Source organism: Acinetobacter sp. BIGb0102, from assembly GCF_003815055.1.
In the GTDB taxonomy this organism is placed as follows: domain Bacteria; phylum Pseudomonadota; class Gammaproteobacteria; order Pseudomonadales; family Moraxellaceae; genus Acinetobacter; species Acinetobacter vivianii.
In genome coordinates this window covers 429,235-450,311 of record NZ_RKQE01000011.1, presented here as the reverse complement: position 1 = coordinate 450,311, position 21,077 = coordinate 429,235, and the positions used below count along the sequence as shown (strand labels likewise).

21 protein-coding genes are annotated in these 21,077 nt (G+C 42.2%); 3 read left to right on the top strand and 18 right to left on the bottom strand.

Features of this window, described 5'->3' with window-relative positions:
- Position 1: 1 nt before the first annotated feature.
- The 12 genes from EC846_RS08345 to EC846_RS08290 are packed head-to-tail and all read right to left on the bottom strand — an operon-like array spanning position 2 to position 10,422.
- A complete protein-coding gene (locus EC846_RS08345; RefSeq protein WP_123774853.1) occupies positions 2-1,468 on the bottom strand; it encodes an aldehyde dehydrogenase in 1,467 nt (488 codons plus the stop codon).
- A gap of 12 nt (positions 1,469-1,480) precedes the next feature.
- A complete protein-coding gene (locus EC846_RS08340; RefSeq protein WP_123774852.1) occupies positions 1,481-2,272 on the bottom strand; it encodes an aspartate dehydrogenase in 792 nt (263 codons plus the stop codon).
- A gap of 9 nt (positions 2,273-2,281) precedes the next feature.
- A complete protein-coding gene (locus tag EC846_RS08335) occupies positions 2,282-3,076 on the bottom strand; it encodes an SDR family oxidoreductase (protein ID WP_005202798.1) in 795 nt (264 codons plus the stop codon).
- A gap of 22 nt (positions 3,077-3,098) precedes the next feature.
- On the bottom strand, positions 3,099-3,914 hold the full coding sequence (locus EC846_RS08330; protein WP_123774851.1) for an alpha/beta fold hydrolase: 816 nt from the start codon (positions 3,912-3,914) through the stop codon (positions 3,099-3,101).
- A gap of 33 nt (positions 3,915-3,947) precedes the next feature.
- Positions 3,948-4,469, bottom strand: a complete 522-nt coding sequence (locus tag EC846_RS08325; RefSeq protein ID WP_004652930.1) for a cupin domain-containing protein — start codon at positions 4,467-4,469, stop codon at positions 3,948-3,950.
- Between the two features lie 33 nt (positions 4,470-4,502).
- Positions 4,503-5,726, bottom strand: coding sequence for an MFS transporter (locus EC846_RS08320; protein WP_123774850.1), 1,224 nt, complete (start codon positions 5,724-5,726; stop codon positions 4,503-4,505).
- A 40-nt stretch (positions 5,727-5,766) separates the two neighbouring features.
- The gene (locus tag EC846_RS08315) at positions 5,767-6,978 is read right to left on the bottom strand and encodes an NAD(P)/FAD-dependent oxidoreductase (RefSeq protein WP_123774849.1); all 1,212 of its coding nucleotides are present in this window, start codon (positions 6,976-6,978) and stop codon (positions 5,767-5,769) included.
- A 27-nt stretch (positions 6,979-7,005) separates the two neighbouring features.
- Positions 7,006-7,938, bottom strand: a complete 933-nt coding sequence (locus EC846_RS08310; RefSeq protein WP_123774848.1) for a VOC family protein — start codon at positions 7,936-7,938, stop codon at positions 7,006-7,008.
- Between the two features lie 11 nt (positions 7,939-7,949).
- The gene (locus EC846_RS08305) at positions 7,950-8,714 is read right to left on the bottom strand and encodes an SDR family oxidoreductase (protein ID WP_123774847.1); all 765 of its coding nucleotides are present in this window, start codon (positions 8,712-8,714) and stop codon (positions 7,950-7,952) included.
- Positions 8,707-9,774 (bottom strand): aromatic ring-hydroxylating oxygenase subunit alpha, encoded by a 1,068-nt coding sequence (locus tag EC846_RS08300; protein WP_004772872.1) that lies wholly within the window; start codon positions 9,772-9,774, stop codon positions 8,707-8,709. The genes EC846_RS08305 and EC846_RS08300 overlap by 8 nt, the downstream gene beginning before the upstream one ends.
- Before the next feature lie 17 nt (positions 9,775-9,791).
- The gene (locus EC846_RS08295; RefSeq protein ID WP_004772875.1) at positions 9,792-10,091 is read right to left on the bottom strand and encodes a recombinase-like helix-turn-helix domain-containing protein; all 300 of its coding nucleotides are present in this window, start codon (positions 10,089-10,091) and stop codon (positions 9,792-9,794) included.
- Positions 10,092-10,116: 25 nt separating this feature from the next.
- Positions 10,117-10,422: a non-heme iron oxygenase ferredoxin subunit gene (locus EC846_RS08290; protein WP_004772876.1), complete on the bottom strand. Its 306-nt coding sequence runs from the start codon at positions 10,420-10,422 to the stop codon at positions 10,117-10,119.
- 268 nt (positions 10,423-10,690) lie between these two features.
- On the opposite strand from EC846_RS08290, the gene EC846_RS08285 reads away from it, so the two are divergent.
- Positions 10,691-11,503 (top strand): IclR family transcriptional regulator, encoded by an 813-nt coding sequence (locus tag EC846_RS08285; RefSeq protein ID WP_123774846.1) that lies wholly within the window; start codon positions 10,691-10,693, stop codon positions 11,501-11,503.
- Between the two features lie 65 nt (positions 11,504-11,568).
- On the opposite strand, the gene EC846_RS08280 is transcribed toward EC846_RS08285, so the two are convergent.
- Entirely contained in the window at positions 11,569-12,375 is an 807-nt protein-coding gene (locus EC846_RS08280) for an SDR family NAD(P)-dependent oxidoreductase (RefSeq protein WP_123774845.1), read from the bottom strand.
- Between the two features lie 369 nt (positions 12,376-12,744).
- Positions 12,745-13,017, bottom strand: a complete 273-nt coding sequence (locus EC846_RS08275) for a hypothetical protein (protein ID WP_004772882.1) — start codon at positions 13,015-13,017, stop codon at positions 12,745-12,747.
- Between the two features lie 217 nt (positions 13,018-13,234).
- Between EC846_RS08275 and EC846_RS08270 the strand changes: the two genes are divergently transcribed.
- Positions 13,235-13,645 carry a hypothetical protein gene (locus EC846_RS08270; RefSeq protein WP_123774844.1) on the top strand — a complete coding sequence of 137 codons (411 nt, stop codon included), beginning with the start codon at positions 13,235-13,237 and terminating at the stop codon, positions 13,643-13,645.
- 481 nt (positions 13,646-14,126) lie between these two features.
- Here the strand turns inward: EC846_RS08270 and EC846_RS08265 are convergent, their stop codons facing one another.
- The 3 genes from EC846_RS08265 to EC846_RS08255 all read right to left on the bottom strand — a co-directional run bounded on the left by EC846_RS08265 (position 14,127) and on the right by EC846_RS08255 (position 18,625).
- The gene (locus EC846_RS08265) at positions 14,127-15,518 is read right to left on the bottom strand and encodes an amino acid permease (RefSeq protein ID WP_004772886.1); all 1,392 of its coding nucleotides are present in this window, start codon (positions 15,516-15,518) and stop codon (positions 14,127-14,129) included.
- A gap of 99 nt (positions 15,519-15,617) precedes the next feature.
- The gene (locus EC846_RS08260; RefSeq protein ID WP_123774843.1) at positions 15,618-17,180 is read right to left on the bottom strand and encodes a CoA-acylating methylmalonate-semialdehyde dehydrogenase; all 1,563 of its coding nucleotides are present in this window, start codon (positions 17,178-17,180) and stop codon (positions 15,618-15,620) included.
- A gap of 62 nt (positions 17,181-17,242) precedes the next feature.
- Positions 17,243-18,625 (bottom strand): aspartate aminotransferase family protein, encoded by a 1,383-nt coding sequence (locus tag EC846_RS08255; RefSeq protein ID WP_171410002.1) that lies wholly within the window; start codon positions 18,623-18,625, stop codon positions 17,243-17,245.
- Positions 18,626-18,721: 96 nt separating this feature from the next.
- Between EC846_RS08255 and EC846_RS08250 the strand changes: the two genes are divergently transcribed.
- A complete protein-coding gene (locus EC846_RS08250; protein ID WP_123774841.1) occupies positions 18,722-19,654 on the top strand; it encodes a LysR family transcriptional regulator in 933 nt (310 codons plus the stop codon).
- A gap of 90 nt (positions 19,655-19,744) precedes the next feature.
- Here the strand turns inward: EC846_RS08250 and EC846_RS08245 are convergent, their stop codons facing one another.
- Complete coding sequence (locus EC846_RS08245) at positions 19,745-21,031, bottom strand: DcaP family trimeric outer membrane transporter (protein ID WP_123774840.1); 1,287 nt, start codon at positions 21,029-21,031, stop codon at positions 19,745-19,747.
- Positions 21,032-21,077 lie beyond the last annotated feature (46 nt).

Sequence of the window (21,077 nt, the reverse complement as noted above, 5' to 3'; positions counted from 1 at the left end):
ATTAATTCGCCCAAGGATTTGGCTGCTCGCTTAATCCCATATAGATACTTTTTTGTTGCATGTAAGACAAAATGCCTAAACGACCTTTTTCGCGCCCGATACCACTTTCTTTAAAGCCACCAAATGGCGCAGAAATCGAGAATTTTTTATAGGTATTGATCCAGACCGTACCGACTTCTAAAGCACGGGCAATTTGCCATGCCTTACGATAGTTTTCAGTCCAGATGCCTGCGGCAAGACCAAAACAACTGTCATTGGCTTGTGCAAGCAAATCTTGTTCATCGTCATATTTCATCACCACCAGCACAGGGCCAAAAATCTCTTCCTGACAGGTTTGTGCTGAATTGCTTAAACCAGTGATGATGGTTGGCAAGTAATAGCTACCTTTGGCAAATTCACCTTCGGTTAGGGCATGACCACCCACAAGGACTTGTCCACCTTCTTGTTTCGCGAGCTGTACATAGTCATCGACAGAAGCCAAATGCTTCGGGTTAATCAAAGAGCCGAGATGTACGCCTGCGGTTTCAGGGTGCCCAACACGCAAGCCTTTGGTAATTTCAACCAAACGGCTTAGGAATTGATCATAGATGCTGCTGTGCACGAACAAACGCGAACCCGCAATACAGGCTTGTCCAGCCGAACTGAAAATACCGTAAGCCACACCTTTTGCAGCTAATTCAATATCTGCATCTGGCAATACAATCGTTGGTGATTTTCCACCCAGCTCCAAAGAGGTTGTGATCAGTTTATCGGCTGCTAAATGTGCCAAATGACGACCAGTCGTGGTTCCACCCGTAAATGAAATTTTACGCACCAAAGGATGCTTTACGATTGCATCACCAATCACAGAACCGCGTCCGACCAATACACTGAGCAAGCCTTTCGGTAATCCCGCTTCTTCAAAGATTTTGGCAAGTTCCAATGCAATCAAAGAAGTCACTTCCGCAGGTTTTAGAATCACTGCATTTCCGCCAGCAAGTGCAGGTGCCAATTTCTGTACTTCACTGGCAATCGGCGAGTTCCACGGGGTAATTGCAGCCACCACACCCACTGGTTCATGCACACTCAAGGTCATGAAATCTGCGGCACGTTGCGTGGTCAGCTCATCATTCAAGGTTTCGCAGGCTGCTGCTACATAACGCGCTGTTGCAGCTGCACTCATGGTCAAGGCACGGGTTTCAGCCAATGGCTTGCCATTATCGCGAGTTTGCAACTTTGAAAGCTCATCTACACGCGCTTCAATAATGTCTGCTACTTTATATAAAATACGGGCACGTTCATGCGGCATGCTGTTGCGCCACTCGGCTTTACGCCAAGCCGCATCAGCCTTTTCAATGGCTTCATTGACATCATCTAAACTCGCCGTTGAAATTTCAGCATTCACCGATTGATCTGCTGGAAATAAACTTTGAATCGTAGCGCCTTTACCTAATCGCCATTCACCTGCGATATAAATTTCCTTTACCATGATCAAATCCTTTTAAATCTGAATTGCTTCAACACTATTGCGGCAAGCGCGAATCACACTTAATGCAGCCAAGGTTGAGGTTTTTGGATTACTCGCCAATGGCACACCGACCAGTTCAATGGTCATTTCACCGAACACACCTTCTGCCACGATAGTGTGCTTGTTTTTGTTGATACTCGGATCAACCGTCAGCTCGACCATCGTGTCATCCATGCCGAGCCCAGCCAGTGCAATCGTGGCGGCCACATTGGCATTGGCTGGAAACTTCAAGGCTGCTTCTCTGGCTGTACCACGGAAAAAAACTGTTGCTTCGCTGACCTGATCGAGGTCAACCAATTGTTCCGCATAGCTACCACGCCAGCTTTTTGGACTCTTACAGCCCTTATAGGTGACCTTTTCCAGACCACCTTCTTTGGCCGCAGAGATCCCATCAATCCCTGCAATGGCACCTGCCAATAAATGCAGGTGCGCATCGTTTTGTTCTGCCGTTTTTTTCAGTTGAATTAAAAATTCGTTATCTGCCAAAGTCCCCACTGAAATCAGGCCAATGGTCCAGCCTTTTTCCAAGACTTTTTGCGCGTGTTCTTTCACCGCAGCCTGTCCTGCCACTTCAATCACATAATCAGGTGTCCCCTGACATTGTTCGATTGAACTAATCACTTGCACATCAGCCGCAACCTGCGCCTGTACTTTTTCTACACTGCGTGTAGGGACCACAATCCATTTAAGTTGCAGGTCTTGTGGCATATGGGCATACACTTCTGCCGCCATCGCTCCAAAACCAATCATCATCAACTGTTTCATGTGAACACCTTATAAATGTTTGTTAAATCCACCAGAGACATCGAGTGTCGAACCTGTGGTATACGATGCTAAAGGCGATGCTAAAAACACCAATGCACGTGCTGGCTCTTCTGGCTTGCCTAAACGTTGCATTGGAATGCCACGGTTTTTGGCAATGTTGCCTGTCCACTGTTCCCATGTTGCATTTGGATCAGAACGGGTTTCAAAACGGCGTTTCCACTGTGCTGATTCCACCATGCCCAAAAGAATTGAGTTGACACGAACACCGTACTGGGTAAATTCATGCGCCAGTGAATGGGTTAAATTCAGCAATGCTGCACGTGCAGATGAAGTCGCAATCATGTGCGGTTCAGGTTGCAGTGCCAGCAAAGAATTCACATTGGTAATCGACCCGCATGCCGAATGTTTTAAATCATTTAAGAATGCACGTACTGGATGTAATACACTGAAATACTTCAGTTCAATTTCTTTCATCCAGTCTTCGTCTTGGGTATTTTCAAAATTAGACACACGCCCCTGACCTGCGTTATTGATCAGCATATCGACATTGCCCAGATTCTGATTGACCTGTTGTGCAAAGCGTTTTACATCTTCTTTATCCAAAACATTGCAAATACTGGTGAAGATATTGGCATGCGGATATTTTTCTAAAATATAGAGTTTTGATGCCGCCAAACGCTGCTCATCTCGACCACACCACGCCACCTTGGCACCTTCTGCAACTAAAATTTCGACTGCAGCCAAACCAATGCCTGACGAGCCACCTGTTACAACTGCTACTTTTCCTTCAACTTGGAAGCTCATATCCATATCTCTCGTTTAAGTCTTAATGTGCCGATAAAACAATGTCGTTAAACTGTTCAGGTTGATCGACATAACTCAGATGACCTGCATCTGTAATGAGATGACATCGGCTCAATTGCATTTCTACAGCAAGTTCCTTGATCGCTTGCGCAGGCGTAATTCCATCCTTGTCACCCGCAATCACCACACAAGGAATTGTAAGTTCTGTTAAATAATTTCGAATTTCGTCATACGCCAGCAAATAAGATGCTCGGGTAAAACCATCTAATGTCAGTTGCCCCATCACCTCACTGACCAAAGCCAGTGCCTGAGGGTCTTGTTTATAAATCAAATGCGGTCCACGGCTGGCAGCCATGCCTGCATTACCCAAGCTTTTCAACATATTCGGGCGTTTCTGATAGACCTGTGCTTTGGTATCGTCATCGGAACGTTGATAACCTTGTGCTGCATTGGCAATGATTAAGGTCTGTATCCGTTCAGGATAAAGATGGGCAACCGCACTGGCCTGTAAAGCACCCAATGAATGTCCAACTACAACGGCTTTGGGAATGTTCAACGCATCCATCAAGCCCAATACTCGCTCCGCATAATCGGCTGCATTGGGTTGATCTGTGTTTAAGCCATCGGATAAGCCATAACCCGGTGCATCCCAGGCAATGACATGAAAATACTGACTGAGTGTCTCCAACTGATTAATCCAAGATGCTGAACCTGAGCTAATTCCATGCAGCAAAATCAGCGGCTGGCCTTGACCTGCTTCACGATAAGCTTGCACAGCGCCATTTACGGCAACGGTTTTGACTGGATAATGAGTTAAACGCTCAATCAGTGTCATCATGTCATTCCTTCAACATTTATAAGATCAATCGGATTAACGTTTGATTTGAGACAACGGATGCTCAGGTGGATAGTTCGGAATGGTTGGTTTACCAGCACCCAACATCACACACATCAAGGCATCTTCCTGACCTGGATTGAACAGACCGCGATAAATACCCGGTGGAATTGAAATCAGGTCACGCTCTTTCAATCTGGTCTCAAATTTTTCCCCGTTATGTTCAATGAACAGGTCAATTTCGCCACGCAACATGAAAAACACTTCTTCAACATCGTGATGAATATGCAAAGGCCCTTCACATTGCGCAGGTAAAACCATGGTTGAAAAAGTAAAGTTTTCAGCTGGAACCGTATTGCCATCATTGACCACACCTGTTGCACCTGTACCCATATAACGCATTTGTGCACGACGATATTTCGGGTCATAGTCCGCTTGGAACTTCAAGGCATCAAAATCATATTTACGTGTTTCAAAGCGTGCGATACGTGTATTCAACCAGTCTTGTAAATTTGTACCTTCAGGTTGTGTCCATGATTCGAATTGTTGAGTAGTCATGTTTTAACTCCTAGGTTTTGTTCAATATTTTGATTAATAACGTTTCAATAAAGGAACTAAGAAGAACGATCCAATCACAGCGACGGCTGCCAAGAAGGTAATTCCTAAATTAAAACTATGTGTTTGCATCACGATGTAACCGATCAGAACAGGTGCAATTGCGCTAGCAAAATTACCCATTCCGTTGAAAATTCCACCCGCAGTTGCACCAACATCGGCAGTTGTTACACGGGCAAGTAAAGCGAATACTGCTGCGACACCAAAGCCCCAAGCCATTGCGCTTAAAGACATTGCTGCGATCACGAGAATCGGATCAGTCATAATGACCATGACATACATAAAGATGCCTGCCACCAACAGGCCACTGAAAACCTGAACAGCACGGCGGCCTAACTTGTCCGAAAGGAAAGCACCGATCACTTCACCAATCAGCATGGCAATAAATGGAAGGCTTGAATAAACACCAAACTCTTTCAGGTTAAAGCCCTTGTCCTGAATCAGATAAGAAGGTACCCAGCTATTTAAGCCCCAGAGATAAGTCATCAATGCAATATTGAAAATGCACACCAGCCAAAAAGCACGGTTCTGTAATAGCACTTTGGTGTTATGAATATGACCTTTGAAATTCAGGCGTTTGCTGGTTGATTCAAGTTCAATGGTTTTCTTGAGTTGTAAATGACGTAGACCAAATGCAATCGCCAGTAGGGCAACCACTGTTAAACCAGACATCACAAAAAATGTGGTGTGCCAGTCGTGCTTCGCAAGCACTGCGGCAGTAATTGGAAAACCCAGAAATGCACCGATCGGCGTACCTAGCAGGAACATGGTCGAAGCACGTGCTTGCTGGCGATCGGTATAGGTTTGCTTCACGATGGCATACGCCAGTGCAAATAAGGGTCCCTCAGCCAAACCAAGCAAAACGCGTAGGATCAACATACCGGTATAGTTGGTGGTAAATCCCATGCAGAACATTAAAATGCCCCACGATGCGACGCTCCAGAACAGCATTTTCTTCGGATTAAAAATATCGCCGAGGAAACTCAAAAAGACCGAGGAAAAACCATAAGCCAACAAGAAGCTGGTCATGAGCCATCCGAGTTTTGCCTTATCTTGTGCAATCCCCATCGCACCTTGGAAGTGCGGGTCAGCAAACAAGACCGCGATACTGATTTTGTCGAAAAATGCCAGAACGACACATACCATCAGGACGAAAGCAGGAACCCAATGCTTTAATCCACTTTTTTCTTCATTACTCATACTTCATCCCTTCGATTGAGTCATGAACCGAATCTAATGTTTATGGTTTTAATTTCATTACATTAAATTCAGGGTCTGCTAATAATTTTGGGTCTAACTCGGTATTCGACTGCATCCAGCGCTTTGCCAGTTTGACCAGTTTTGAATCATTGATTGCGATCATGTTGAGTAAACGGTTTTGCTCATCCAGATATAGATAACTGCATTGATCATCTGCGCTTTTACGAACCACAATCTGCCCTGTTTTTTCAGGTTGATAAGTACCTAAAATCTGAATATTGAAATGATACTGATCTGACCATAACCACGGAATATCGCTATATTCGGTTTCAATACCCAGCATTGATTTTGCAGCGGCAATGGCCTGATTCTGTGCATTGGCCCATGACTGGATGCAATACCCAAGCCCTGGATGAATCGCAACATCACCTGCGGCATAAATATCCTGGTCAGAAGTCTGTCCAAAACAATTCACCACGATGCCATCTTTCACGTCCAAGCCCGCATTAACACCAAGCTCTTTGGCAATATCAGCACCTGCACCTACAACCACACAATCAAACAGTTCGCTTGCATTCGGATGATTGACCACTTCAACTTTTTGCTGACCCGCTTCAATCAAATGCAGATTTTTACTGTCTAAATGAATCTGTGTCCCTTGTTGCTCATGCATGCTTTTTAGGAAAGCAGATACATCAGGGCTAACACTACGTGCACAAAGACGATCGCCATATTCAAAAATATGAACCTCTTTGCCTTGTTTACGTGCCGTCGCTGCAATTTCCAGACCAATCCAGCCACCACCAATCACGGCTAACTTTTGCGAATACTGCAAGATTTCGGCTAAACGCTCACAATCCTGAACATTACGTAAAGTCACCACATTGGGAATAAACTGCCACGTATTCACAGGAACACGCGCACGGCTACCTGTAGCAATCAACAATTTGTCATACGGTAAAACCTGACCGCTTTCCAGAACCACCTGCTTTTGCTGGCGATCTACCTGAGTAGCAACTGCTGGCTTGTGCCATTGGATATTAAAATCCTGCACCTGCTCTGGAGAAAACAGATGCAAGCTTTCATAAGTGGCTTCTTTTGAAAGTACCTGTTTTGACAATGGTGGGCGTTCATAAAACACACGGTCTTCATTTGAGACCACATGAATTTCACCTGAATATCCATTCTGGCGCAAAGTACTGACTGCCCAACCCGCGGCTTGTCCTGCACCCACAATTACGATTCTTTCCATAGCTTGTTCTCCCTGCCTGATCTGTACTTATGCAGGTTTAACCTGACGACGGGTATGATCATCCAGACCGCCTTCAATCGCCCATTCTGTAAAGAGTTCCAGACGATGTTCTTCGATGCGTGGTTGCCATTCTTCAGTCAGGTAGTCATCGTTGGTGTAATACTCAAACGCACCACCGAGCGGTGAATTGACATACCAGAAGTAAGCTGAAGAAATCGGATGACGTCCTGGGCCAATGAACGTTGACCAGTCAGAACGGTTCATGTGTAATCCACCACCAATCACCTCATGGATATCACGAACGACGAATGCGACGTGATTGAGTCCAGCAGGTTTATTAGGTACTGAAAGCAAGAACAGGTCATGGTGGAAACCTTCACCGCGACAGCGTAAGAATGCACCACGATTGCGATAAGCATCTGATAAGAAGAAACCAAGCTTTTCAATATAGAACTGTTCCGTCTTTGCTAAATCAGGCGTGAAAAACACCACATGACCAATCGCAACAGGTTGTCCTTTGTCATATACAGGACTTGCTGCATTGACACGTTGTACATTGCCGTACTGGTTAATGCCTTCTGTTTTCAATGCAGGTAGATCTTGGGTAAAGCTTTTCTGAAAGCGAATCGTCATGCCATTCGGATCCAGACACTGCACCATATCCGCAGTCGCCTGATAACCCTCTACATCATTTAGACGAAGTGCTAAATTTGCCAAATCCTGTGCCGCATCATCTAGCCCCCAAGTCACTTCACGTAAAGTTGAACCTGACTCAATGGCTTTTGGTAAACGATGATCATCACAATCAAATAAGTAAATCTTGCTGCCATTTTGTGTCTGGTAAAGATCAGTGCCTTCAATATCTGACTGACTTTGCTTGAGACCGAAATCTGCCAAAAATTTATTCGAAGCAGCTCTGTCTTCAACGCCAAACTTTAAAATCTCAATCCCTGTAATCATGAGATTACTCCTTAATTAAAGACAAAACCGCCATTTACTAGAATATTCTGTCCTGTCACAAACGAGGACAAATCTGATAGTAAATAAAGGGCTGTTCCGTTCAAATCCTGTGGTAATTGCTGACGTTGAATCGCACGACCATTCACATATAAATCATGGCGTTCTTGTGGCACATAAGCTGTTGCTTCAACCAGAGTTAATCCTGGTGAAAGCGTATTGATACAGATATTGAGTGGCCCAAGTTCTCTCGCCATGGAACGTGTCATTGCGGTTAATGCACCTTTGCTCGCGACATAGGCCATGAGGTTGGGAGCACCCCACAACGCTGTATCCGAAGCCACATTAATGATCTTGCCTGCACTGGACTGTTTAAGATAAGGCACCGCAGCCTTGGTCACTAACCAAGTCCCTTTCACATTAATGTTCATGACACGATCCCAAAGATCTGCGTCATACTCCATCATGCTTTTACCGCCAACATTGGTTGCAAGTGCGGCACAATTCACTAAACCATCCATTCCACCCATGCGCTCAGCTGCTTGCTGAACTGCTTGCTGGATCGAGTCTGCATTTGCCAGATCAATGCTCACCGCATCAACCTTTAAGCCTTGTGCTTGCAAAGCAGCGGCTTCTTCTTGTACCAGATCAGTCAAGATATCAGCCATGACCACTTGAGCGCCTGCTTCCGCAATCGCTTGTGCAAAGTCTCGACCCAAGCCTCTTGCCGCACCTGTGACAAGGACTTTTTTGTCCTGTAACAATGCGACATTAACCATGAACTTCTTCCTGCATTTCAATACGGTTTGAGGTATTCAATGCTGCAATTTTCTTTAACTGTTTTTCCGCTTCTTTTTTCATTAAACGGCGTAAACGAGAGAGACCCACATCATGCTGATAAAGGAATTCGTGTTGACGGGCATTCGGCGCAAGATTTTCTAAAATAATGCGATCCTGTTCCAATACATCCCAATGCAATTTTTCTAAATGGTTACGGTAAAGGAAGCGCCAGACATTACGTTGCCAGCCACTGACTTTACGGCAGCGCCAGAAAAATACACGGGTATTGTTGGCATCAATTGGCGTTGCATAACCCACGATCCAGAACTCGCCGCCTGGGCCAAAGTCTTTACGATACGGAATTGAGAGGCGTAACCAACTTGCACCCGTATTGGCATATTCAACCCAGTCAAAATTTACGCCAATTTGGCCTTCTTTCTCAAAAACAAAACCATTTGGCGTTGAACGGTGTTTCATTTCCGCAGTACGGTCGCCCTCTGCCATTGAGTGCGAGGTGCAATGCAAATAGCTACCGTGCATCGGATCCATGACATTATCAATCGCATACTGATGATTTACTTTCCAGTCCGCCTGACATAAGAATGAACTCCATTCTTCACTTGCCAATTGTTCAGGAAAATCTAGTGGCTTAGGCGCTTCATTGGCATCGATACCAAACCACATGAAAATTGCACCATGCTGCTCAATCACAGGATAGCTTTTGACACATGACGTACCTTTCATTGGACAATCATGTACCGCAGGCACATCTTCCACCACGCCATCATGGCGAACTTCAACACCGTGATACCAGCAAGCTACACGATTGCCTAGATTCCAGCCTAAAGAAAGACGTGCGCCACGATGCGGACAGCGATCTTCCAAAGCATGAACCTGACCTTCTGCGTCACGCCAAACCACGATATTTTCACCTAAACGGGTAATACCGACTGGATTTGCAGCCACTTCCCAGCTTGCTAACACAGGATGCCACTGATCACGTAAACCTAAATCTAAATACTCTTCTACACTTGGAGTAACTGATACTGCTGCGTTCATCACTATTCTTCCTTGAATTAATAACCTAAACGTTGCATTTCTTCTGAGAACTTTTCAGAAGTCCAAAGCTCACCAGATTCACAGCGAAAACCTTGCTGGTTTAAAGACTGGACTAAATCAGTGAGTTCAGTGACGCCTGTAGAAAAGGCTTTGATGAGATGTTGAACAAAATCCTGTTCATAGACAGTTGGCTCTTTATAACGTGTTTGCCAAACCAGTAGCTCTGCCTGTCCCGGTATCTGAATATTGTTAATCCCTGCTTCGGTCGCTGGCGTGGCATGAATCCAGTTCGCTAGCTTCTCATTAAAAGTTTTCATGAGATTCCATCCTTTAAAATAAAACTTATAGTTGAATTTGAACGTCCTGCCCTTCAACACGTACTGGATAGGTGCACAAATCACGGCATCCTGGTCCACTCTTCAACTCACCTGTCTGGATATCAAAGATCGCCTCATGCAATGGGCATTCCACTGTTTGATCTTCGATAAAGCCTTCTGTTAACAAGGCAAAGGCATGTGGGCAAACATTCTCGATGGCAAAGTAATTATCATCGATGAAAAATACGCCAATTTTCTTACCGTCGACTTCAATGGCTTTCGGCTCGTCTTCGGTGATGTCGTCTTGCTGACAAACTGAGATCCAACTCATCCTTGCATCCTCATTTGTTTTATATATAAAACATTATTTGATATAACAAACTTTAGATAAGAATACTCCCATGATGTTTTTTCTGTCAAATTAAATATATTTTTAAAATTCAATAACTTGATTTTTAGAACACATTCTTTTACGTTTTACTAAAAAAATTTTGTTTTATATATAAAAAAATATTTAAACAATCTATTTGCAGTTACAATAGAATCCTAAGAAAACGAAATGTACTGATTTGCGATTTTTTGATAGGAAAATTGAACACATGAATTCAACAATTGAAACAGACTCCCAAGAATCTGATGCAATAAAAAATGAGGAACGCTATTTAGTCCCTGGCTTAGTACGTGGTTTGGCAATCTTGCAAGCGTTTAACCAGCAAACCCAAGAAATGACAATTACAGAAATCGCGGAAATTCTGGACGTGAACCGTTCCAGTGCTTTCCGTCTGATCTATACGCTGGAGTCTTGTGGCTTTTTACGCAAAGCTTCACAGAAAACGTATGCTTTAGACTCTAAGGTCATGGAGCTTGGTTTTAATAGCTTAGCCAAACAGTCATTACTAGACTTGGCAACACCGCTAATGAAAGAGTTACGCGATCAAACTCAACTTGCCGTGCATCTTTCTATATTAGAAGGCACGCATATTGTCTTTATCAACAATATTCAATCCAATGGCACATTCACCAGTAATATTGGCTTAGGCACACGCTGGCCTGCCCATGCAACCGTGATTGGACAAATGCTATTAGCGGATCTGACAGAAACAGAAATTAAAGAGCGCTATAAAGGTTTTAATCAATGGGACACTTTTTCAGAGTTAACCCCGACCAATCTTAAAGCATTGTTACAACGCCTGAGTTTCGTTAAAACCCAACGCTCTATGGTGAGTTGGGGCCATTACAATCACGACATGGCTGCCTGTGCTGCTCCGATTTATAAACAATCTACCCATAAAATGGCTGCCGTTTTATCCGTGAGTTGCCCACTCGGTAGTTATGATGAACACTATTTTAGAAATGATGTTGCCGAGGCGGTCATTCAAACTGCAGAAAAAATTTCTAAATTTATTTATTAATAATCAAAAGCAGCAATTTTCGCTGCTTTTCTTTTATCAAAAAAACGTTAACCTAACTTTTGAGCTTAAGCCTCCGTTTTTAATTTACTTTTTAAGCGCTTATCCATTAACTGAAACAGTGGTCGGGACAGATTCATCATCCATGTCGGTGTCGTATTTAATAATGCATTGGCAACCAGCCCTGCTTTACTACTGACCCGATAAGATTTTCCTTTTATAGCTTTTACAATCCATCCCGCTGCGGCAGGCGTATCCAGCATTTTCATATGTTTATAAATGGCTGTTTTCGACGACATTGGCGTTCTGACCATTGGAAAATACACGATACTGACATCAATTCCTTTGTCCTTTAATTCCATCGACAAAGAACGGGAAAAAGATTCAAGCGCAGATTTACTGGCGAGATAGGCCGAGAACAAAGGAATCGGAACTTGCGTCGACATGGTTGAAATATTCACGATATGCCCTGCACCATTTTTCATAAAATGAGGTAATAAATGCAGTGTCATATTCACAGCAGCAAAATAATTAATCTGCATGGTGCGTTCATAATCATGTAAACGATCAAGTGACTCAAGAATAGGACGTCTGATTGAACGTGCAGCGTTATTTACCAAGACATCGACTTTATTATGCGCTGACAATATTTGGGTTACGCAAGCCTCTAGTTGTTCCTGATCGGTAATATCTGCTGGATAGATAGAGACATCTCCACCTTGAGCTTGAATCTTCGCCTGAATGCGCTGTAACTCTTCAGCTCGACGGGCAATAAGACAAACTTTCGCACCTGCTTGAGCGAGTTGAAGTGCGGCTTCTTCACCGATCCCACTTGATGCACCTGTAATAATGATGGTCTTATTGCTTAAATTCATTGTTTTTCTCCAGCAGTCTAGTATTTAGATCATTACATCGTTGTCATTCAAAAATGTAAGCGCTTTTAATCCTGAATACCAATGAGTTTATTCAATACAAAGAAGAGAGAAAAATTATCCTTTTGTTTTAGCGAGGTTAAAATTCATTTAGAAGGATGAATAAGTTTTAATTTTTAACGAAGTCTAGAAAATAGATTAAAGTAAACAGTTGGATTTTGATGGTGTTTTCATTGTGATATAAGTTTGAGCATAAGCAGCTAAAATGACCATAACGGTGTCAATACACACCCGTTATGACCAAAAAAGCATAATAAATGCATGATATTTGAGTCAGTTAATGCTTGGATATCATGAGGTTAAGATCCAAGCTTAACACTCACATGCACCAAACATATTGTAGACAAAATTGACCGGTGCATCTTCAGGATAGACTTCCGTATCTTTCACCATAAACAAAAGGTTATCAGACAATACAATTAAAGAGCTTCCACTTCGACTCAAGATAACACCCTTTGCTATCTCCTCTTTCACCTTATTAATATAGCTATCAACTTTAATGAAAAATACTTTTCGTCCTGCGGTTATCTCAACTGGATTAATTTTTTTATATAAACCACATTTCCTACACACCCATTTCTTCATTTTGCAATCTCAAAATAAAAGAAATTATAATAAAAATCATAACTTAATAATTAACACAGAAAGCAATTAAAATTACCACTATATTCATTTCTGAAAAATCAAGTAAAAACACAAAAAATTAAAAATAAAAACACTATAGGACAAATATCAAAAAAAACTAACATTTAAAAGAATAAAAAATATAATTGAAAAATATAATAAATATGGATTTTCAAAAATGTCTTCTCTAGACAAAATATCAATAATAGCGCTTATAGGGCATCTTACCAGTTTGACGATAGAAAACTATTCTATTGCAGAAAAGTTCTTTACCAAAGACTTTTGCTATATCGATCAGCAAGAAGATAAATTTATCAATATGATTTATTTTTTCTTAGAAAATATCAACGATAGAGATCACAATTATCAAATTACACAGATGAAGGAAATTTCAGATCAGGTTCACCTTGTACATCTTAAAAATGAGATCTTGATTGAGCCGCAACCTTATCATGACCTACTCAATCCACAGGATACGTTTATTCTCATTATAAAAATGATTGAAGCTCAACCTAAGATATCTTATGTAATCGACCTTAAATATAAGGATTTAAATCCAATCTATTCGGTTCTAAATAAATTCACCTAAATGTGAATAAGAACAAAAATAACTCAATATAATGCTTATAGAAACAATTAAATCACTTTAATAGCAGTTCAATTTAAAAGCAATCAAAGTCAAAATTATGCTAAACCAATGTTTGTTTTATTAAAAACAATATAAGCACCTACCCCTCTCCAAAAGAAATGCTATCAAATATTACAAATTAATTACAGTAAAAATAAAAAATATAGTGAAAAATAAAGCCTCTCCCTTACAGAAATAAACAACAAATTTAAAATAAATTATTATTTATGACTCAACATATATTTCTTAGCCCACTATTTTTTATGCAAATTTATTTTATACTAAATGTTTTTTTCAAAAAATATAGCTTTAGATCTGAGATCCAATCTCTATAAATATCATTTCCGATTACATCCATTCTTTTATCCAACTCAACGATAGATACGTAAAAAAATAAGGCCTCTATCTATAACGATGAGGCCTTTTTTTGCTGTTATTTAAGTCAATCCAAATGCATCACAACTGCCCTGTTATTTTTCTGCTTACGCGTCACAATCAGGCCACAGATCACGACACCGACCGTGACACTTAAAGATAATGTTGTTTCATAACTATATTGCGGTGAAAAGAACATATAAGCCAGTACACTCAGGATAATAATGATCACAAACCACGTCAGCCAAGGAAATAACCACATTTTAAATGGGACTTCTGTTCCAGCTTTTTCCAGTTTTGCTCTGAGACGTAATTGTGAGAATGCAATCACCAGATAAACCAGTAATGCAATTGAACCTGTGCTTGAGAGCAACAGTCCAAAGACCTTCCCAGGAAATGCATAATTGATGATACAGCAGATTAATCCAATAAATGTTGATGAAAAGACAGCCACAGCTGGCACACCAGCATAATTAATCTTGGTGACTTTGCTTGGTGCTTCATGTCGGGTGCCTAAACGGAATAACATACGGGATGATGTATAAATAGCCGCATTCATACAACTCGCAACAGCGATAAACACTACAGCATCAATAATGAGTTTAGTGCCCGGTACATTCAGGCTCATGAGTACATATTGGAAGGTTCCGTATTTTTGCAAATCGGGTGAACGCCAGTCGACCAAGGCGACCGCAATAAACATGGATACCACGAAGAAAAGAATAATGCGGTACAGCACCAGATTGGTGGCACGTCTGATTTTTTGTTGTGGATTCGAAGATTCTGCAGCAGCAATTGAAACGATCTCAACGCCAAAAAATGAAAATGCCGTAATCAGAATCGCCGCTAAAATCCCACCCACACCATGGGGCATAAAACCCGCGTTGTTATATAAATTGGCAACCCCACTCACATTTTGTGCTAAAGGCCAGAAACCAGAAATCGCTAATACACCAATAATAATAAATGCAATAATGGCAACCACTTTGATTAAAGAGAACCAAAACTCGAATTCACCAAAACTTTTGGTACTGAAAAAGTTAGCTAGACTGAGAAAAACAATAAAACAGAAAGCATAAGTAGAAACTGAAAAATAAGGAAACCATGAATATAAAATTTGAGCGCCAGCAATCGCCTCAACAGGAATCGCCAATACCCAAAACCACCAATATAACCAGCCAATGGTAAATCCCGCCCACGGGCCAATCGCTTTACGCGCATAAGTTGAAAATGAGCCAGTATCGGGTTCGAGTACTGCCATTTCACCCAGCATCCGCATCACCAAAAACACCATGATACTGGTGGTCAGATAAGCAAGAATGACTGCTGGGCCTGCCTTGGCAATCGCTGCCGATGAACCTACAAATAAACCTGCACCAATAACACCGCCGATACTAATCATTGTAATGTGGCGATTTGAAAGTCCTTCGCCTAATTTTTTTGTTTTAACACTATCCATATTTTATTCCTTAAAATAATTTGGGTTTGTTAACTACATGCTTAAATTCCTATTCAAATAAAAAGGGAAAACCAGCGGTTTTCCCTTTAACGCAAAAAATCAGTTTAAAGTTGGCATTGCAAATTGTTTGGATTCACGGACCTGTGCAGATGGCCAGCGCTGGGTAATGGTTTTACGGCGTGTATAGAAACGGACACCGTCTGGGCCATAGGCATGTAAGTCACCAAATAATGAACGCTTCCAGCCACCAAAGCTGTGATATGCAACTGGAACAGGTAAAGGTACATTAATACCGACCATCCCCACCTGAATATGGCTGCTAAAATAACGCGCTGCTTCGCCATCACGGGTATAAATACACGTCCCATTGCCATATTCATGCTCATTGATCAATTGCATGGCTTCCTGCATGGTATCCACTCGCATCACTTGCAAGACAGGCCCAAAGATTTCCTGTTGATAGCTGGTCATCTTCGGTGTGACCTGATCAATCAAGGTCGGCCCGACAAAGAAACCATTTTCATAACCTGCAGGTTTGGCATCGCGACCATCTACCACAATTTTTGCACCTTGCTGTTCTGCACTTTGAATATAGGCTTGTACTTTATCTTTATGCACTTGCGTGATTAAGGGGCCAAAATCATTATTGCTATCAGCATAATGCCCAAATTTTAATTTCTGCATTTCGTGAGTCAGTTTATCAATCACAATATCTGCGATTTCATCTCCGATTGCGACAGCAACCGAAAGAGCCATACAACGCTCACCTGAAGAACCGAAAGCAGCACCTAATAATGAGGTCACCACATTATCAATATCTGCATCGGGCATAATAATCGCGTGGTTTTTTGCACCGCCCAATGCCTGACAACGCTTGCCTGTCGACGTTGCGGTACGATAAATATATTCAGCGATTGGCGTTGAACCGACAAAACTGATGGCCTGAATTTTTGGATGATGCAATAAAGCATCTACTGCTTCTTTATCACCGTTCACCACATTAAATACACCATCAGGTAAGCCAGCCTGTTTCAATAATTCAGCCAAGAATAATACGACTGACGGCGCTTTTTCTGAAGGCTTTAATACAAAACAGTTACCACACACCAAGGCCATCGGGAACATCCACAACGCCACCATCGCAGGGAAGTTAAATGGTGTAATTCCAGCGACGACACCTAAAGGTTGAAATTCACTCCACGAGTCAATGTCTGGGCCGACATTTTTCGAATATTCACCTTTGAGTAACTCTGGCGCACCACAAGCGTATTCAACATTTTCAATCCCACGTTGCAATTCCCCTTTTGCATCATGAGAAATCTTGCCATGTTCTTGCCCAATCAATTCACAGATTTTGTCAGCATTTTCTTCGAGTAACTGTTTGAACTTGAACATCACACGCGCACGCTTGATTACAGGTGTATCACGCCATGCTGGAAACGCCTGCTCTGCCACACGAACCACTTCATTCACTGTCTGACGATCTGCAATTTCAACCGCTTTGCTAATTTCACCCGTCGCAGGATTATAAACAGGCTGTCTTTTGGCAGACTTGGAAACCACCTTTCCATTGATAAAATGTCCAACCACTTGTGTTGCCTGTGCAGATTGACCATCATTGCTCTGCGTCGTTTCACTTGAAAAATGTTCTAAGTTATTCATCTCTTGTTCCTTGTATGGGATCATTTCTTCCGATTGATTTGGTTTCTAGTTAAAAATTGAATTTATTTGACCTGATAAAGTGCATCGCCAACCGCATTCATCAATCTCGATAATTGTGCTTCGGTACTATTGAACATTGGGCCAAACTGTAAGGTATCTCCGCCAAAACGAACAAAGAAACCGGCTTTCCAAAGCTTCATTCCAAGTTCAAAACCGCGGATTGTTGCATCGCCATCACGTGGTGCCAGTTGTACAGCGCCAATCAGTCCACAATTACGAATATCCAGAATGTGTGGTGCACCTTTTAATTCGTGTAGAAGCATTTCAAAACTAGGCGCCAATGCAGCAGATTGAGCTAATAAGTTCTGTTTTTCCAACACATCCAGTGTGGCTAAAGCTGCTGCACATGCGACTGGATGTGCTGAGTAGGTATAGCCATGCGTAAATTCAACGGCATGTTCAGGTAAGTCTTGTTGCATAAAGGCATCATAGATTTCATGACTTGCCACAACCCCACCCAACGGAATTGCACCATTGGTAATTTGTTTGGCAAAGTTCAAAATATCGGGTGCTACTCCAAAATACTCGGCTGCGGTCCATTTCCCCATACGACCAAAGCCCGTAATTACCTCATCAAAAATCAGTAAGATATCGTGCTGGTCACAGATTTCCCGAAGTCGTTTTAAATAGCCCGTTGGTGGCACAATACAACCTGCCGAACCAGAAACAGGTTCAATAATGACAGCTGCGATATTGGATGCATCATGCAATTCGATCAACTTGAGCATCTCATCTGCAAGCTCAACACCACCCGTTTCTGCACAGCCTTTGGTAAAACTTAAATCTGGTTGCAAGGTATGGGGTAAATGATCAACATCCATCAATTGACCAAACATTTTACGGTTACCACCAATCCCGCCAAGACTGGTTCCAGCTACATTGACCCCATGATAACCTCGCGCACGACCAATCAGCTTGGTTTTGCTGGGTTTACCCTTAATTCTCCAGTAGGCACGAGCCATTTTGATCGCGGTATCTGCTGATTCTGAACCTGAGTCAGTAAAGAACACATGCTGCAATTTTTCAGGCATGTGCTGAATGATTTTCTCAGCCAGTTGGAATGACAACGGATGTCCAAACTGGAAGCCTGGAGAATAATCCAGTTTTGATAGCTGATGACTGACCGCTTGCTGGATTTCAGGCAACGTGTGACCTGCACCACAAGTCCATAAGCCAGATAAGGAGTCATATACTTCACGGCCTGTGCTATCAACTAAATACGCACCTTTCGCCCCAACAATAATACGTGGGTCTTTATGAAAGTTACGGTTGGCAGAAAATGGCATCCAGTGTGCTTGATAATTCAGGTTCATCTGAGCACTTGGCTGTGTCGCTTCCAATGCATCATCACGGTCATTTGTTGTGTCGATATCAAACATAATCACTCTTCTTGTTTTGTGGTTATATCTGGAGTGTACAGAGCCGAATAGTTTTGATAAATTCAAATTGTCTTGAGTTTAGATATAAAAAAGCAAAACTAAATGAAACCGAAAAAATTAAATCAAGTGACTGATTTTGATATAAAACTTCTAAAAATATTTAAAACGGTTTGCGATTGTCATAGCTTTAGTTCCGCTGAAAGTATTCTCGGGATTAGCCGTTCTGCCATTAGTCTGCACATGAGTGATCTAGAAAATCGCTTGGGCATTCGGCTCTGTCAGCGTGGGCGTGCTGGCTTTGCCCTCACCGATGAAGGACGTGAAATTTTAGAATATATAGAAGTGCTGACTGCTTCTATCGAAGACTTCCGTGCCAAAATCAATCAGATGCACAACCAGCTCAAGGGCGAATTTAATATCGGGATTATTAATAATCTGGTGACCATGCCGAGTCTGTATATCACCAATACACTGGCACAGCTTGCAGAAGAAAATATCGAAGTGGTGATTAATATCAGTATGAGCACCCTCTCAGATATCGAATGTCGGGTACTGGACAACCGTTTACATGCGGGCGTGATTCCTTTGGTGACGCCATTGTCTGGACTGGATTATTTTCATTTATATGAGGAAAAGTCATTTCTGTATTGTGGCAAAAATCATCCCTTATTTAACCATTTGAATGAGATCAAATCGAAGGATCTCAACAATTGGCAAGCCGTGCTTCCGAATTATGCGATTACTGCTGAAGCATCCAAACTACATCAACTTCTGGATTGTTCAGCCACTGCCAGTGACCGTGAAGGGATTGCTTTTCTGATACTGACAGGGAAATTTCTCGGTTTTTTACCTGATCACTATGCCAAGAAATGGGTCGAAGATGGCTTTATGCAATCTATTCTGCAAGAAGTCATGTATTACAGTACCCCGATCTGCCTGACGACGCATAGGGGCAAAAATTACAATATGGTTTTGAAAGCATTTATGGACATCTTGAAACAAAAAATTATACCAGCAACCCCGTCAATTTCCTGACCCAACTGATGCCCTCCATTGATATTCATCAATATTTGATGCATGAATATCAATGAAGGATCAACCCGTAATAATCATTTCTCAGATGTATTAAAAATCATAACTCGCCATCATGTTCACACGATTATCAATCCCGTTACGGCCATCAAAAGTTTCTCGCTCGCCATAAACATATTCGACGCCGAAGGTAATCGGCTTGTACGGGTTATACATCGCATTAATCCAGCCTTGCCATAATTCTTTATTCTGGGTGATATTGGTTTTCTGGATTTCAGCAAAACTGTTGTCGTCCTTGGCCTTCATATAGCCATAACCTAAAGTTGATCGAAGCTGGGAATTAAATTGATGGGTGATCCCCGCAGAAATCGTATCGAACTCGTTGCTTTGAATATTATCTTTATCATCAATCACATAGCTATTATTGGCCCAGAGCAGAAAGCGGCCATCCCCTTTGACATGGTAATAATCGGCTTTTAAGAAGGTTTGCGGACTCAATTGATATTTTCCACCCAGTCCGACACCCCATGCCCATTCATTGTCATGACTGGTTTTTTTCTCAGCCATAAACGTTCGGCCTGACAGTAGCGAGCCATTATCAAATTTATGGTTCAAGCGTCCAACCAAGGCTGGCAAACGCATTTCATTGTCCGGATCAGCAGTTGCAGTATATTTTGGATCTTCAATCGCGACAGCAAAATTGGTTTTTGCCGAGAGGTTATCGCTATAACGCAGCATCGGTGAACGTAGCAAGGCACTACCAACAAAAGTGCCCGCATCTACGGTTTCTGGATAATATTCAGGTGCAATAAACGTCGACCATGTTTGACCAATCAGCCATTGATCAAGGGTGATATAAGCATGACGGATACGAAATTGATCTCGCGTTGTACCGCCAAAGAAATCCATTTCCAGTTTACCGCCCACTTCACCCGCGACACTCGGCGTTTTAAAATTGAGTCCGAAACGCGTAACATTGACAGTTGAGTGCAAACGGTCTTTTTGTTGTGCTTCCTCTGCTGTATGTTCCAGCGGCACACCACTGATATTGTTATACATGGTCGATGCGCCTTTTGCCTGATAAGAGGCATCGGCACGGATATAACCATATAAATTTACCTCTGCACCGCCTTTGCTCAGATTCAGCTTAGGTGCTGTTGTCTCGGTCACTTGCGGTGAAGCCGCCACAGTCACTTGAGTAATAGGTTGTACGGGTGCTTTCTGCTGCACATATTGCTGCAACATCGTTCTTAACTCTTGCACTTCCTGTCGAAGTTGCATAATTTCAGCCTGATCGGTTCCTGCATAAACAGGTGATATCACCATTGCAACAGACACCGCCAATAGGCTTTTTTGTACCGTTAAAATAAATTTATCCATTGAAATCAATTTCCTTGTTCGCAGATCTCAAATACCTTTTAAGATC

Excerpts from the sequence above, each read along its gene's own strand:
- EC846_RS08345 (WP_123774853.1), bottom strand. The coding sequence starts at position 1,468 with ATGGTAAAGGAAATTTATATCGCAGGTGAATGGCGATTAGGTAAAGGC.
- EC846_RS08340 (WP_123774852.1), bottom strand. The coding sequence starts at position 2,272 with ATGAAACAGTTGATGATGATTGGTTTTGGAGCGATGGCGGCAGAAGTG.
- EC846_RS08335 (WP_005202798.1), bottom strand. The coding sequence starts at position 3,076 with ATGAGCTTCCAAGTTGAAGGAAAAGTAGCAGTTGTAACAGGTGGCTCG.
- EC846_RS08330 (WP_123774851.1), bottom strand. The coding sequence starts at position 3,914 with ATGATGACACTGATTGAGCGTTTAACTCATTATCCAGTCAAAACCGTT.
- EC846_RS08325 (WP_004652930.1), bottom strand. The coding sequence starts at position 4,469 with ATGACTACTCAACAATTCGAATCATGGACACAACCTGAAGGTACAAAT.
- EC846_RS08320 (WP_123774850.1), bottom strand. The coding sequence starts at position 5,726 with ATGAGTAATGAAGAAAAAAGTGGATTAAAGCATTGGGTTCCTGCTTTC.
- EC846_RS08315 (WP_123774849.1), bottom strand. The coding sequence starts at position 6,978 with ATGGAAAGAATCGTAATTGTGGGTGCAGGACAAGCCGCGGGTTGGGCA.
- EC846_RS08310 (WP_123774848.1), bottom strand. The coding sequence starts at position 7,938 with ATGATTACAGGGATTGAGATTTTAAAGTTTGGCGTTGAAGACAGAGCT.
- EC846_RS08305 (WP_123774847.1), bottom strand. The coding sequence starts at position 8,714 with ATGGTTAATGTCGCATTGTTACAGGACAAAAAAGTCCTTGTCACAGGT.
- EC846_RS08300 (WP_004772872.1), bottom strand. The coding sequence starts at position 9,774 with ATGAACGCAGCAGTATCAGTTACTCCAAGTGTAGAAGAGTATTTAGAT.
- EC846_RS08295 (WP_004772875.1), bottom strand. The coding sequence starts at position 10,091 with ATGAAAACTTTTAATGAGAAGCTAGCGAACTGGATTCATGCCACGCCA.
- EC846_RS08290 (WP_004772876.1), bottom strand. The coding sequence starts at position 10,422 with ATGAGTTGGATCTCAGTTTGTCAGCAAGACGACATCACCGAAGACGAG.
- EC846_RS08285 (WP_123774846.1), top strand. The coding sequence starts at position 10,691 with ATGAATTCAACAATTGAAACAGACTCCCAAGAATCTGATGCAATAAAA.
- EC846_RS08280 (WP_123774845.1), bottom strand. The coding sequence starts at position 12,375 with ATGAATTTAAGCAATAAGACCATCATTATTACAGGTGCATCAAGTGGG.
- EC846_RS08275 (WP_004772882.1), bottom strand. The coding sequence starts at position 13,017 with ATGAAGAAATGGGTGTGTAGGAAATGTGGTTTATATAAAAAAATTAAT.
- EC846_RS08270 (WP_123774844.1), top strand. The coding sequence starts at position 13,235 with ATGTCTTCTCTAGACAAAATATCAATAATAGCGCTTATAGGGCATCTT.
- EC846_RS08265 (WP_004772886.1), bottom strand. The coding sequence starts at position 15,518 with ATGGATAGTGTTAAAACAAAAAAATTAGGCGAAGGACTTTCAAATCGC.
- EC846_RS08260 (WP_123774843.1), bottom strand. The coding sequence starts at position 17,180 with ATGAATAACTTAGAACATTTTTCAAGTGAAACGACGCAGAGCAATGAT.
- EC846_RS08250 (WP_123774841.1), top strand. The coding sequence starts at position 18,722 with ATGAAACCGAAAAAATTAAATCAAGTGACTGATTTTGATATAAAACTT.
- EC846_RS08245 (WP_123774840.1), bottom strand. The coding sequence starts at position 21,031 with ATGGATAAATTTATTTTAACGGTACAAAAAAGCCTATTGGCGGTGTCT.